The following is a 13,051-nucleotide window of genomic DNA, read 5'->3' as shown; positions in this document are numbered from 1 at the left end:
GTGCGTCCCCCGGCCCCGTCACCGACCTCCGCCATGGGCCGTCGCCGCGTCCTCGGCGTCCTCCTGCTCGCGGTGATCCTCGCGACGGGGCTGCTCAGCGGTTGTGCCCGGGTCCGGGCCGCGCTCGCCGTCCAGCCCGACGACACCGTGACCGGCGAGATCGTCGTGGCCACCCCGCCCACGTCGCCGACCGACAAGGGCCCGTCGATCACGCTGCCCCCCGGGTTGGCCGACCGCGTGACCGTGACGGCCTACCAGCAGGACAACTACACCGGCTCGGTGCTGCGCTTCTCCCGGCTGTCGTTCGAGCAGGTGGCCGCGCTGACGACGGCGGCGGGCACGCGCGGGAAGCAGGCGACGTTCCAGATCCGCCGGCTGGGTGGACGGGTGCTGGTCTCGGGCGCGGTCGACCTCACGACCGTGTCGGTGGACCGGGCGGACTTCCAGCTCAAGATGAGCTTCCCCGGCGACGTCGTCGACGCCAACGGCGACATCGACGACACGACGGTGAGCTGGGTCTTCACCCCCGGCGAGGTGGGCGACTTCAGCGCGGTCGTGGCCTACGCCGACCCGAACGCGCCCTCGCCGCTGAACTGGACGCTGCTGCTGGCCGGGGTGGTCGTGGTGGCGGCGGGCACCGTGGTGCTGGTGGCGCGCCGCACGCGCAACCCGCCGGTCAGCCCGCCGATCCGCTGACCGGCGCCCCGACGGGCTGCCCGGCGGCCGTCGCCGGGGCGAGGTCGAGCATGCGCACGAGCTCGGCCGTCGCCGGCGAGCGGTTCAGCGTGTAGAAGTGCAGCACCGGCACGCCCTCGGCGACGAGGTCGGCGCACAGCTGCGCCGTCGCCTCCATGCCGGCGGCGCGGAACGCGGCCGGGTCGTCGGCGAACCGCTCAAGCCGCGCGGTGAGCGCGGCGGGCACCGGGGCACCCGAGAGCTCGGGCGCGCGCTGCAGCGTGCGCACCGACAGCAGCGGCATGATCCCCGGCAGGACGGGCTCGGTGACGCCCGCCGCGGCGAGCCGGTCGCGCAGCCGCAGGAAGCTCCCGGGGTCGAAGAACAGCTGGGTGATGCCGAAGTCGGCACCCGCCCGGAACTTGGCGACCAGCCGTTCCAGGTCGGCGTCGAGGTCGGCCGAGCGCGGATGGCCGTACGGGAACGCCGCGACGCCGACGCAGAAGTCGCCGAGCTCGCGCACGAGCCGCACGAGCTCGTCGGCGTACTGCAGACCCTCGGGGTGGGCGATCCACTCGCCCAGCGGGTCGCCGGGCGGGTCGCCCCGCACGGCGAGCACGTTCGGCACGCCGACGGCGGCGAAGGAGCCGATGACGTGGCGCAGCTCGGCCACCGAGTGCGAGACGGCGGTGAGGTGCGCCATCGGCACGAGCGTCGTCTCGGTGGCGATCCGCTCGACGGCCCGGATCGTGCGGTCGCGGCTGGAGCCGCCGGCCCCGTAGGTGACGGAGACGAACGCCGGGTCGAGCCCCTCGAGGCGGCGGATGGCGCGCCACAGCTCCACCTCGCCGGCCGCGTCCTTCGGCGGGAAGAACTCGACGGAGAACGTGGGTCGCGTCACGGCGATGCGCTCGGTCACCCGGCGCCCGCGCTCCTGGCCGGAACCACCCGTTGCCGTCATGCCACCCCTCGCGATCCTGGCCCGTGCATGCCCCGAGCCTAGTGATCTGCGGCCCGTCGCGGGCGAGGACGGCGCGCCACGGGAGGTGCCGTCGACACCCTCCCGGCCTTCCGTCGGGGGACCTCGATCGGGCGGTGAGCCCGCGCGGAACGGCACGGACGGCTACCCTCCATCCCGTGGCCCCCCGATCCACCAGCGACGACCCGAAGGCAGGGCAGTGACCCGCGCCGGGCACCAGCCCGGTCCGCCGGCGGCCCCGGCCTCGGACGACGGCGAGCTGACCGGGCGGATCGAGGCTGCCCTCGCCGAGTACCTGGACGTCCGGCGGCGCGGTGCGGCAGCGATCGACCCGGCGTTCGCCGAGGCCGTCGACGCGCTGGCGGCGTTCGTGCTGGGCGGCGGCAAGCGCATCCGCCCGACGTTCGCCTGGTGGGGCTGGCTGGGCGCGGGCGGCGACGAGCAGTCCCCCGAGGCCGACGCGGTGCTGCGGGCGGCCGCGGCGCTGGAGCTCGTCCAGGCCTGTGCGCTCGTGCACGACGACCTGATCGACGCCTCGGCGACCCGGCGGGGTCGCCCGACCGTGCACATCACGTTCGCGCAGCGGCACGCCCGCGCAGGCTGGTCGGGCCGCCCGGCCCGGTTCGGCGCCGCCGCCGCGGTGCTGCTCGGCGACCTGGCCCTGGCGTGGGCGGACGACCTGTTCCGCTCCAGCGGGCTGTCCGCGATGGCGCTGGAGCGGGCCACCGAGCCGTGGCAGGCCATGCGCACGGAGGTGCTGGGCGGCCAGTTCCTCGACGTGCTGCACCAGGCGACCGGTGACCTGTCGGCCCGTGCCGCGCTGCAGATCGACCGCTACAAGACGGCCGCGTACACGGTGGAGCGTCCGCTGCACCTCGGTGCCGCCATCGCGGGCGCCCCCGTCGACCTGATCGCGGCCTACCGGCGGTTCGGCGCCGAGATCGGCGTGGCGTTCCAGCTGCGCGACGACCTTCTCGGGGTGTTCGGCGACCCCGCCGTCACCGGCAAGCCGGCCGGCGACGACCTGCGCGAGGGCAAGCGGACGCTGCTGGTCGCGCTGGCCGTCGAGCGGGCCGAGCGGCGTGGCGACACCGCGGCCCGTGAGGCGGTCGTGCGCGCGGTCGGCGACGCCCGCCTGGACGAGGCCGGCGTGGAACGGATGCGCACCCTGTTCTCGGAGCTGGGCGCGGTGCAGGCGGTCGAGCAGCGGATCGCGGCGCTGACCGGGTCCGCGCTGGACTGCCTGTCGGCGGCGCGGGTCGCCGAGCCCGCGGCGTCGCGCCTGGCCGAGCTGGCCGTCACGGCCACCCGACGGCGGCGGTGAGCCGGAGCGCTCGCCGGGTGCCCGGCCGCACCGACCACGTCGTCGTCGTGGGTGCGGGGTACGCGGGCCTGTCGGCCGCGTTGCACCTGCTGGGTGCAGGGCGCCGCGTCACGGTGGTCGAACGGGCCGACCACCCGGGCGGCCGGGCCGGCCGGCTGGACCTGACGACGGAGCGCGGCACCTGGCGGATGGATCCCGGCCCGACCGTGCTCACCATGCCGGGCCTGCTGGCGGAGGCGTTCGCCGCGGTCGGCGAGCGCCTCGAACAGCGGCTGGACCTGGTGCGGCTGGACCCGGCGTACCGCGCGCACTTCGCGGACGGCAGCACGATCGACGTGCACACCGACGCGGCCGCGATGGCCGACGAGATCGGCCGGACGTGCGGGCCGGCGTCGGTGGCCGGGTACCGCCGGCTCCGCGACTGGCTGGGCGCCCTCTACCGCGCGGAGATCGACCGGTTCATCGGCGCCAACCACGACTCCCCGCTCGGCCTGCTCGGCCCGGACCTGGTGCGGTTGGCGGCGCTGGGCGGGTTCGGCCGGCTCGGCCCGCGCGTGGCCCGCTTCCTGCCCGACGAGCGGCTGCGCCGCATCTTCTCCTTCCAGGCCCTCTACGCCGGTGTGGCGCCGGCGCGGGCGCTGGGCGCGTACGGCGTGATCGCCTACATGGACACCGTGGCCGGGGTGTGGTTCCCCCGGGGCGGGATGCGCGCGGTCGGGACGGCGCTCGCCGACGCGGTGCGCGCCGCCGGCGGGAAGATCCACTACGGGCGCACGGCTGTCGGGCTCACGCGGGCGCACGGCCGCGCCACCGGGGTCCGCCACCGCCCGACGGGCGATCCGTCCGCCGACTCCGACGTGCTGGCGGCCGACGCCGTCGTGCTCACCGCGGAGCTGGCCACGAGCTACGCGCTGGTCGGCGGGGCGCCGCGGCGGCCGGTGCCGCTGCGGTTCGCGCCGAGCGCGGTCGTGCTGCACCTCGGGCTGCGGGAGTCTCGCCCGGCGGCGGCGCACCACACGATCTCGTTCGGTGGCGCGTGGGAGCGCACGTTCGCCGAGATCGTCGACGAGGGGCGGCCCATGTCCGACCCGTCGCTGCTCGTGACGCGGCCGACGGCGACCGACCCGACGCTCGCCCCCGACGGCGCCGACCAGCTGTTCGTGCTCGCCCCGTGCCCGAACACGGTGATCGGTCCCCGCGACTGGTCGGGGCGCGCGCAGGCCTACCGCGACGAGATCCTCACCACGCTCGCCGCACGCAACCATCCGGGACTCGGCGCGCTCGCCGACGCCGTCGAGGTGGAGCGGATCGTCACGCCGGACGACTGGACGGCGGCCGGGATGACCGCCGGCACCCCGTTCTCGCTCGCGCACACGTTCGCCCAGACGGGCCCGTTCCGCCCCGGCAACCTGCTGCGGCGGCTGCCCAACGTGGTGCTCGCCGGCTGCGGCACCACGCCGGGGGTGGGCATCCCGCCCGTGCTGATCTCAGGTCGGCTGGCCGCGGAACGGATCACCGGGGGTCGTTGAGCGCAGCCGCGCGACCACCGCCCGCGGGCCGGCCCCGGGGGGAAGGGGCCAGGACCGGTCGTGGCAGCATGGACCGCGTCATGAGTCTCTCACCACCGGTCGACGAGCCGGCGCCACCCGCGGTGGACGTCGCGCGGACCTGGAGTGACCGGCTGGGGCGGCCGTCCCGTGGCCCGCTGCTCCTCGGGTTCGTCGCGTCCCTGATGATGCTGGTCGGTTCGTTCGGTGCCGGGGGTGTGCTCGTCCGCGACCCGATCCTGACCAACTCGCCGCTCGGTTTCTGGCGTTACGGGCACGGCAACCAGCTGGCCGCGTTCCTCGTCTACGGCGGGGTCGGGCTGATGGTGTGGGCCTGGATCCGGCTGGGCCGCGACGTGCTCGCCGGCCGCACCGGGGGCCGCGCGGTGCTCACGACGTCGCTGGTCTGGACGTTCCCGCTGCTGTTCGGGCCGCCGCTGTTCACCCGCGACGTGTACAGCTACCTCGCCCAGGGCGCGCTGCCGCTGTTCGGGTTCGACCCGTACGCCGTCGGGCCGGACGCGATGCCGGGCGTGATCGCGGACAACGTGCACTCGTTCTGGCAGGGCACCCCGGCGCCGTACGGGCCGCTGTTCATCCTGGTCGCGAAGGGCGTCGCCGCGATCGTCGGCGACAACATGATCCTCGGCGTGTTCCTGATGCGGATCGCGCTGCTGCCCGGCCTGGCGCTGCTGGTGTGGTCGCTGCCCGGGCTGACCCGCCGCCTCGGTGGCCGGGTGCCCGTCGCCGTCTGGGCCCTGATCGCCAACCCGGTCATGGTCATCCTCATGATCGGCGGCGGCCACAACGACCTGCTGGTCATCGGCCTGCTGTGCGCGGGCGCCTGGGTCGCGCTGCGCGGTGTCGAGATCGCCGGCCGCGACGCCGGCCCGGCACTGGGCGTCGCGCTCGTCACGATGTCGATGGCCGTGAAGGCGAGCGCTGCGGTCGCGCTGCCGTTCCTGGTGCTGCTGTGGGCGATGCAGATGCACGGCACCCAGCTCGTGCGGATCCTGAAGGCGATCGGCGCCGGCGTGGTCGTCTTCGGCGTCACCTTCGCCGCGTGCACGCTGGCCGCGCGCGTCGACCTGGGCTGGCTGCCGGCGCTGTCCGCGCCGTCGATGATCGTGAACTGGATGTCGCTGCCGACCGGCGCCGGCGAGCTCCTGCACTCCCTGGTGTCGATCTTCGTGACGGTGCCGAAGCAGCCGTTCGTCAACGTCATGCGGGCCATCGGCGTGATCATCCTGGTCGTGGTGGCCGTCAAGCAGTGGCTCGCGGCCCGCGACGGCGGCCCCGACGCGATCCGTCGGGCCGGTGTCGTGCTGCTGCTCGTCGCGATCCTGTCCCCCGCGCTGCTGCCGTGGTACGTCAGCTGGGGCTTCACGCTGCTGGCCGCCACCGCGCTCTCGCTGCGCTGGCTGCAGCTCGTGGCGTTCGTCTCGCCGATGCTGGTGATCTGCTACTACCCCGCCGGCGAGGACGCCCTCTACAACCCGCCGTACCTGCTGTTCTGCGCGGCGCTGTCGCTGCTGGCCGCCGTCTCGCTCGCCCGCGTCGACCCGCTGCGCCTCGCGGCCGGAGCACGCACCCGGGTCACGTCACCCCCGACGCTGACCGCCGTGCCGACGCCCGAGGCGCCCGCGATCACCCCGCCCGTCCCGGTGGAGGAACCGGCTGGCCCCACACCGGCCGGTGCCCAGCAGCACGCGGGCTGAGCTCGCCGAGCTCGCCGCCGCCGGGATCACCGACGCGCAGCTGCAGCAGGACTACCGCAGCTGCCGGGCGCTGTTCGCGCGTCACGGTCGCACGTACTTCCTGGCCACCCGGCTGCTGCCGCCGGCGCGCCGGCCGGCCGTGCACGCGCTCTACGGCTTCGCGCGCTTCGCCGACGAGATCGTCGACAGCCTGGACGACGCCGCACCCGGGGAGCGCCGGAACCGCATCGACCGGCTCGACGAGCGGCTGCAGGCGGCGCTGGCCGGCCGGCCATCCGCCGACGCCGAGCCCGTGGTGCGGGCCGTCGCCGACACCGCCGCCCGCTACGGGATCGCCGCCGCGCACTTCCGCGACTTCATGGCGTCGATGCGCATGGACACCACCGTCGCCGGCTACGCCACGTTCGACGACCTGGGCACCTACATGCACGGCTCGGCCGCCGTCATCGGGCTGCAGATGCTGCCCGTGCTGGGCACGGTGGTGCCGCGCGCCGAGGCCGAGCCCGCGGCCGCCGCGCTGGGCGTCGCGTTCCAGCTGACGAACTTCCTGCGCGACGTCGGCGAGGACCTCGACCGCGGCCGGCTCTACCTGCCCGCCGACGTCCTTTCGGCGCACGGCGTCGACCGCGACCTGCTCGTGTGGTGCCGCCGCACCCGCCGCACCGACCCGCGGGTGCTGGCCGCGCTGCGCGAGGTCGCGGCGCACACCCGCGGCGTGTACGCGCAGGCCAGGCCGGGGATCGCGCTGCTGGAGCCGGTGTCGCGGGCGTGCGTGGGCGCCGCGTTCGTGCTCTACCGGCGGATCCTGGACGAGCTGGAGCGCGCCCGCTACCCCCTGCACCGCCGCGTGACGGTGTCGAAGACCCGGCGCGCGGCAGTGGCCGGTCCCGCGCTGGTGCGGGCACTGGCCGCGCGGGTCGGCGCGCGCTGGTGACCCCCGACGTCACACACATCGATGCGGTGGGTTTGCCGGAACGCCCGCCTGACGGGCGGCGAGCGGGCACTCCGCCCGTCGTGGAACTGCACCGCCGCGCCGACCTCGCCGTCGTCAGCCGTGGGCAGCCCAGGCGCGGCGATCAGGACGCGACTGCGGAACTCGCCGACTCCGCCGCTGCGCCCGTCGGCGAACTCCAGCACGCGTCTGGCCGACGGCACACCCGGCCATCTCCGCATCGCCGCGAGGAAGCCCCACGCCCGCTCGCGGTCGGTGACGGTACGCGCGAACGCGGCGTCGGGATGGTGCGCTGGACGTGAGCGGAACTGGACGCCTTCGCCCCGGTCGCGCACCGCATCCGGCCGCGACTGCGCCGCGCCTGTGTCGGTCTACCTCGTGCGGGTCGCGTTCACACGATCTCCAGGTTCGCCATCATCCCCATGTCCTCGTGTTCGGCGTTGTGGCAGTGGAACAGGTACCGCCCGCGATAACCGTCGAAGCGGGTGATGATCTCCGCGGACTCGCCCGGCTGCAGGGAGATCGTGTCCTTGAGACCGGCGTCGTGGGGCAGTGCCGGCCTCCCGCCACGCGACAACACCCGGAACCCGACCAGATGCAGGTGAACGGGGTGCTGGACGTCGGCGACCAGCCGCCACACCTCGACGTCGCCGAGACCGACGGTGACGTCGGAACGGGCGGGGTCGAACGGCAGCCCGCCGATCAGCCAGCCGTGACCGTCGTTCATCCGCCCGGCGCGGAACGAGAAGTCCCGAACCCGCACGGCGTCCGACCGGCTCCAGGTGGGCAGGTCGTTCGACAGGACAGCGGGAACGCGGCTGTCGTCAGCAGCGCGACGGGCGACCCGGAAGGCCATCACGTCACGGGTCCGGCCCGAGCCGAGCCGGTTGGTGATCGTGACCCGGCTGCCGACCGGGACGGACCCGAAGTCGACGACGACGTCGTAGCGTTCGGCCGGGGCCATGGGTAGGGACCGGTGGGTGACCGGCCCCGCGAGCAGACCCTGGTCGGCGCCGACCTGGACGAGATCGAGACGCCGCCCGTCGTCGGTGACCGCTTCGAGCTCGTAGTGCCGGGCGTTCGAGGCGTTCAGGAAACGCAGCCGGTACCGGGCCGCGTCGACCTCGTGCACCGGCCACGGCGCGCCGTTGACCAGGATCACGTCGCCGAGCACACCCGCCAGGTAGGGGGCGCGGACGCCCGGCTGTCCCCGCAGAGCGGGGTCGAGGGCAGGATAGGCGAGGTTGCCGTCGCCGTCGAACGCGCGGTCCATGATCGCGAGCGGCAACTCGCGCGGCCCCGCGGGCAGGCCGAGCGCGTCCTCGGCGTCGTCGCGGATGATGTGCAGCCCGGCGAGTCCCCGCCAGATCGCGGGCGCGGTGAAGTCCATCCGGTGGTCGTGGTACCAGAGCATGGCCGGCCGCTGGTCCGTCGGGAACGTGTAGTCCCGCGTCAGCCTCGTCACCACCGCCCGTGGATCGGACATCGTCGGCATGTGCATCCCGTGCGTGCCGTGCATCCCGACGATCCCCAACCTCGGGTCGGGCCAGCCGTCGGGCAGGACGAGGTCGGTCGGGTACCCGTCGGACTCCGGCGGGGTCCGGCCGCCGTGGAGGTGCACGACGGTCGGCACGGGCAGCTGGTTGTGGTGCGTCACGGTGACCGGCCGGCCGCGACGAGCCTCGATCACCGGACCCGGGAACGTGCCGTTGTACGTCCACAAGGGAGTCTTGATGCCCGGCAGGATCTCCAGCACCGTCTCGCGCTGGGTGATCTCGTACCGGTCGGCGCCGACCGGCTCCAGTACGGGCGGCAGCGGCAACGGCACCGTGAACGCGGCAGGCAGCGGCACCGCGCTGCGCAGCTCGGCACCGGTCGTCGCGGGGCGGCGGGACAGGACGGCCGTGCTCGACAGCCCGGTCGCCGCCATCAGCCCGAGCGCCCCGCCGATGCCCAGCACCTGGCGCCGGGTCATGGTCAGCTCACGCACCGGTGGCCTCCTGGCGGGAGGTCGGCTGCTGCCACACGGCGACGAACAGCAGGACGAGTCCGGCGATCGTCAGCACGCCCAGCGGGAAGTGCAGCCACAGCGCCCCGTCCAGCCCCGCGAAGTACTGCACCGTCTCGGCCGTCACCACGGCCAGCGTGGCGAGGAACGGCCACGCCCGGCGCGCCCGGACCCAGACCACGACCGCGGCGATCAGCTGCAGATAGCCGATCGAGGTGACGACGTCCGCGCCGATCGCATGCCAGCTCAGGCCGTCGAAGTCACCGCTCAGGTACACGCCGGCGAACACGGGCTGGGCGAGGATCGCGACCACGTGCGCGCTGACGAGGGCCCGCATCACCATGGGCGTCCTCCCTTGCTTGTCCTTGTCTCGCCTCGAAGCTATGCCGGCGGAGCTATCGTGTCTAAGATCAGTATTGATATGTGGTTATGACGGAAAAGGCATGGCGCAGTGGACCTGAACTCGCTCAGGCAGTTCCTCGTGGTGGCGCGACTGGAACACCTCAGCCACGCAGCCGACGAGCTGCGCGTCGCCCAGCCGTCGCTGAGCCGCACGATCGCCCGCCTGGAGGGCGAGCTCCGCACGCCGCTGTTCGATCGGGCCGGGCGGCTCCGGCTGAACGACGCCGGCAAGCTCTTCCGCGACTACGTCGAACGCGCGCTCGGCGAACTCGAAGCAGGCCGGCGGGCCGTCGCCGAGGCCAGCAGCGGGACCTTCGGCACCGTGCGACTGGCCTCGGAAACCTTCCTCACCTTCATCGGGCCTCTCACGGCGTTCAAGCGGGCTCGTCCTGGCGTCGAAGTCGAACTGCGCCAGACCGCTGCCGCGGAGATGGCCCGCCGCCTCCTGGCCCACGACGTCGACCTCTGCGTCGCCTCCCAGCCGATCCACCCCGACGGGCTGGAAGCCGTCCCGCTGCTGGACGAGCCGATGTGGCTGGCCACTCCGCTCGATCACCCGCTGGCGGGCCGAACCTTGGTGACCATCGAAGAACTCGCCGACGAACCCTTCATCGCCGCCGGCGAGGGGCACTGGCATCGCCGGCTGCTCGACCGGCTCTTCGCGGCCCGCGGCCTCACCCCGAAGATCGTCTGCGAGGGCGACGAGCTGAGCGCCATCGCGGAGCTCATCAAGGCGGGCCTCGGCGTCAGCCTCGTCCCCGACCTCGCCGCACGCCTGAACCCCAGCCCCTCGGCCGCCGCCTTGATCGCCGTCGACGCCCCGGACTGCCGCCGCACGCTCACCCTGTACTGGGGCGCCGGCAGCCACCTCTCGGCCGCCGCCCGCGGGCTGCGCGACACGATCATCGGCTGGGACTGGATGCCAAGAGAGGCCATGCCTCCACGGCTATAGCTCCATAGCCATATTGGTCTTAGTCAAGATGCTCTTGGCGTCATATCTTTCTCGATGTCGGACGAAGCCCGAGACGAGGAAGAAGATCATGTATCGCAAGACAGCGCTGAGGAGAAGCATCGTCGCGGTTGTCGCGGGGTCGCTGCTGGCCGGCGGGCTCAGCGCCTGCGGGGCGGAAGCCGGCTCGGCGAGCCCGTCAGAGCACACCGAGATCCTGGAATTCGCGGTCGAGAACGACCAGTACGCGGCCCCTGACCTGGCGCCGGCCGGCCCCAGCGTGGGTGATCTCTACGTGTACTCCGGCTGGCTGCTCAAGGACGGCCGCCGGGCGGGGCAAGGTGGGGGTTCCTGCCAGATCATCCAGATCGACGGCGCCAAGATCACCACGCAGTGCCTGCTCACGGGCAAGCTCGAGCAGGGGTCGCTGACCATGCAAGCACTCTGGGTCACCGGCGAGAGCCCGCTCGACATGGCCATCACCGGCGGCACCGGGGCCTACGCCGATGCGCACGGCACCGTTCGGGTGTGGGACATCGCGACGCCGAACGAGCGGATGCGAGCCGAGATCACCCACGTGGCAACGGGACACGCGAAGGACGTCGAACGATGACCAGCGTCGATGTCGAGGTCGACGAGTTCTCCGAAGCGCCGCCCAGCAGTCCTAGGAGCTAGGACATCGATCTCCTGATGTCGCACTACTCGCCCGGAATCGTCCATCACGACGCCGTGCCCCCGCTGCGGTTCCGAGGTACCGACGAGGTGCGCCGCACCTTCGTCCGATGGTTCGACGGGTACGACGATCCCATCAGCCTGCAGGCCTGGCTCCCGTCGGAACGGGACGACCTCGCCTGATCGTTCCGACCTGGCATTCCGGCCGACGTCGTTGCCGGACGGTCGACGATCGCAACCATGACAGGAGTTCAGAAGATGACCCGAATAGGCATCGTCCTCGGCAGCACCCGCCCCAGCCGCAACGGCGAGCAGATCGCCCGGTGGGTCCTGGAAACGGCGTCACAGCGCGACGACGCCGAGTTCGAACTGATCGATCTGCGCGACCACCCGCTGCCGCACCTGGACGAGCCGGTGCCGCCGATGTTCGGCCCGTCGGTCCATGCCCACACCCGCGCCTGGGCCGAGCGGATCGCTCCGTTCGACGGATTCGTGCTGGTGACCCCGGAGTACAACGGCGGGATGCCCGGAGTGCTGAAGAACGCGCTCGACCACGCGTTCGCCGAATGGACGAACAAGGCGGTCGGCTTCGTCTCCTACGGCGTCAACGGCGGCGCCCGAGCCGTGGTGCAGCTGCGGACGGTCTGCAGCACGCTCGGTATGGCCGACGTGGGTTACCAGGTCACGATCTCGCTGCTCACCGACTTCGAGAACCGCACCACCTTCACACCACGCGATCACCATGTCGCCGCCCTGGGCAAGACGCTGGACCAGCTCATCACCTGGAGCACCGCCATGGCCCCCCTGCGGGCCACCGCCGAAACCGTTCCCGCCCATTCCTGAGGAGACGAGTGATGACTACGGCCGACGAATTCCGAGCACCGGCGGACCGCGACGAGGTCGAGATCCGCGGGCAGATCGACAAGGTGGTCGAAGCACTGCGGGCCAAGGACCTCGAGGCCCTGCGGCAGCTGTACACGGACGACGTCGTGTCCTTCGATGTCGATCCGCCGCTCCAGCACATCGGAATCGACGCGAAACTCGAGAACTGGGCGCGGGTGTTCGAGTTCTTCGAGACCGTGACCTACGAGGTTCGCGACCTGACGTTCACCGTGGGCGACGAGGTGGCGTACGGGCATGCTTTCGCTCGCCTGCGCGGCACGCTGCCGAGCGGGGCGCAGACGAACGGCATGTGGGTCCGGGTCACCTACGGCATGCGAAAGATCGACGACGTCTGGTTGATCGCCCACGACCAGGTCTCCGTGCCGTTGGACGTCGCCAGCGGCAAGGGCGTGGTCGATCTCGATCCCTGACGGTTCGGGGACGGTGGAGGTGCTGGCCTGGCTGGGACCTCAGCGGGCCGGGAGCTCCACCGTCACCGTCAGGCCGCCAACCCGGCACATGTTCGGACGTGGGTGAAGGGGCTGGCGGTGACGTCGACCCGTCAGAAGGCCATCGCCTGGGCGCGGCGCTTCACCTCGCGGTGACGGCCTTCCCGCAGGGACGCGATGGGCGTGCCCGGCAGCGAGTCGTCCTCGGAGAAGAGCCACCGCAGGATCTCCGGGTCGGCGAAGCCGCCGTCGCGGAGCACGACGATCGTGCCCTGCAGACCCTTGACGACGGTCGTGCCGTCGAAGAAGTCGGCCGGTACGTGGGCGACCCCGTCGCGGCGGAACGAGAGGTAGAGCCCGTCCCGAACGTGCTGGTGCACCCGGGTGACGGGCACCGACAGCAGCTCCGCGACCGCCTTGACCGGCAACGCCTCCACGTCGGCGGACAGTTCGGACACCTCGTTCACGCCGCGATCCCACCCGGTACCGCGTGC

14 protein-coding genes are annotated in these 13,051 nt (G+C 72.9%); 10 read left to right on the top strand and 4 right to left on the bottom strand.

The window, feature by feature from the left end; all coding sequences use genetic code 11:
- Positions 1-696, top strand: coding sequence for an LppM family (lipo)protein (locus tag ACQEVB_RS21240; RefSeq protein WP_432974056.1), 696 nt, complete (start codon positions 1-3; stop codon positions 694-696).
- Here ACQEVB_RS21240 and ACQEVB_RS21235 read toward each other — a convergent pair.
- Positions 677-1,636, bottom strand: coding sequence for a methylenetetrahydrofolate reductase (locus tag ACQEVB_RS21235; RefSeq protein WP_432974054.1), 960 nt, complete (start codon positions 1,634-1,636; stop codon positions 677-679). The two genes, ACQEVB_RS21240 and ACQEVB_RS21235, sit on opposite strands and share 20 nt — an antisense overlap.
- A gap of 217 nt (positions 1,637-1,853) precedes the next feature.
- Between ACQEVB_RS21235 and ACQEVB_RS21230 the strand changes: the two genes are divergently transcribed.
- The 4 genes from ACQEVB_RS21230 to ACQEVB_RS21215 all read left to right on the top strand — a co-directional run bounded on the left by ACQEVB_RS21230 (position 1,854) and on the right by ACQEVB_RS21215 (position 7,177).
- Positions 1,854-2,978, top strand: a complete 1,125-nt coding sequence (locus tag ACQEVB_RS21230) for a polyprenyl synthetase family protein (protein WP_432974052.1) — start codon at positions 1,854-1,856, stop codon at positions 2,976-2,978.
- Entirely contained in the window at positions 2,975-4,507 is a 1,533-nt protein-coding gene (crtI, locus tag ACQEVB_RS21225; RefSeq protein ID WP_432974050.1) for a phytoene desaturase family protein, read from the top strand. Before ACQEVB_RS21230 ends, crtI begins: the two co-directional genes overlap by 4 nt.
- Positions 4,508-4,587: 80 nt before the next feature.
- Positions 4,588-6,243: a polyprenol phosphomannose-dependent alpha 1,6 mannosyltransferase MptB gene (gene mptB / locus ACQEVB_RS21220; protein ID WP_432974048.1), complete on the top strand. Its 1,656-nt coding sequence runs from the start codon at positions 4,588-4,590 to the stop codon at positions 6,241-6,243.
- Positions 6,221-7,177 (top strand): phytoene/squalene synthase family protein, encoded by a 957-nt coding sequence (locus ACQEVB_RS21215; protein WP_432974046.1) that lies wholly within the window; start codon positions 6,221-6,223, stop codon positions 7,175-7,177. Before mptB ends, ACQEVB_RS21215 begins: the two co-directional genes overlap by 23 nt.
- A gap of 409 nt (positions 7,178-7,586) precedes the next feature.
- Here the strand turns inward: ACQEVB_RS21215 and ACQEVB_RS21210 are convergent, their stop codons facing one another.
- A complete protein-coding gene (locus ACQEVB_RS21210; protein WP_432980468.1) occupies positions 7,587-9,170 on the bottom strand; it encodes a multicopper oxidase family protein in 1,584 nt (527 codons plus the stop codon).
- A 7-nt stretch (positions 9,171-9,177) separates the two neighbouring features.
- Positions 9,178-9,546: a hypothetical protein gene (locus tag ACQEVB_RS21205; protein ID WP_432974044.1), complete on the bottom strand. Its 369-nt coding sequence runs from the start codon at positions 9,544-9,546 to the stop codon at positions 9,178-9,180.
- A 108-nt stretch (positions 9,547-9,654) separates the two neighbouring features.
- On the opposite strand from ACQEVB_RS21205, the gene ACQEVB_RS21200 reads away from it, so the two are divergent.
- The 5 genes from ACQEVB_RS21200 (at position 9,655) to ACQEVB_RS21180 (ending at position 12,539) form a co-directional block, all read left to right on the top strand.
- The gene (locus tag ACQEVB_RS21200) at positions 9,655-10,557 is read left to right on the top strand and encodes a LysR family transcriptional regulator (protein WP_432974042.1); all 903 of its coding nucleotides are present in this window, start codon (positions 9,655-9,657) and stop codon (positions 10,555-10,557) included.
- An 88-nt stretch (positions 10,558-10,645) separates the two neighbouring features.
- Positions 10,646-11,167, top strand: coding sequence for an allene oxide cyclase barrel-like domain-containing protein (locus ACQEVB_RS21195; protein WP_432980465.1), 522 nt, complete (start codon positions 10,646-10,648; stop codon positions 11,165-11,167).
- A 77-nt stretch (positions 11,168-11,244) separates the two neighbouring features.
- A complete protein-coding gene (locus ACQEVB_RS21190; RefSeq protein WP_432974040.1) occupies positions 11,245-11,409 on the top strand; it encodes a hypothetical protein in 165 nt (54 codons plus the stop codon).
- 57 nt (positions 11,410-11,466) lie between these two features.
- Positions 11,467-12,069, top strand: a complete 603-nt coding sequence (locus ACQEVB_RS21185; protein WP_432974038.1) for an NADPH-dependent FMN reductase — start codon at positions 11,467-11,469, stop codon at positions 12,067-12,069.
- Between the two features lie 11 nt (positions 12,070-12,080).
- Complete coding sequence (locus ACQEVB_RS21180; RefSeq protein ID WP_432974036.1) at positions 12,081-12,539, top strand: YybH family protein; 459 nt, start codon at positions 12,081-12,083, stop codon at positions 12,537-12,539.
- A gap of 131 nt (positions 12,540-12,670) precedes the next feature.
- Here ACQEVB_RS21180 and ACQEVB_RS21175 read toward each other — a convergent pair whose 3' ends face one another.
- The gene (locus ACQEVB_RS21175; RefSeq protein ID WP_432974034.1) at positions 12,671-13,024 is read right to left on the bottom strand and encodes an Rv2175c family DNA-binding protein; all 354 of its coding nucleotides are present in this window, start codon (positions 13,022-13,024) and stop codon (positions 12,671-12,673) included.
- Positions 13,025-13,051 lie beyond the last annotated feature (27 nt).

It is taken from the genome of Pseudonocardia sp. CA-107938 (assembly GCF_050936315.1).
In the GTDB taxonomy this organism is placed as follows: Bacteria; Actinomycetota; Actinomycetes; order Mycobacteriales; family Pseudonocardiaceae; genus Pseudonocardia.
The sequence above is the reverse complement of the archived record's forward strand: the minus strand, read 5'-3'. Positions and strand labels throughout refer to the sequence as shown.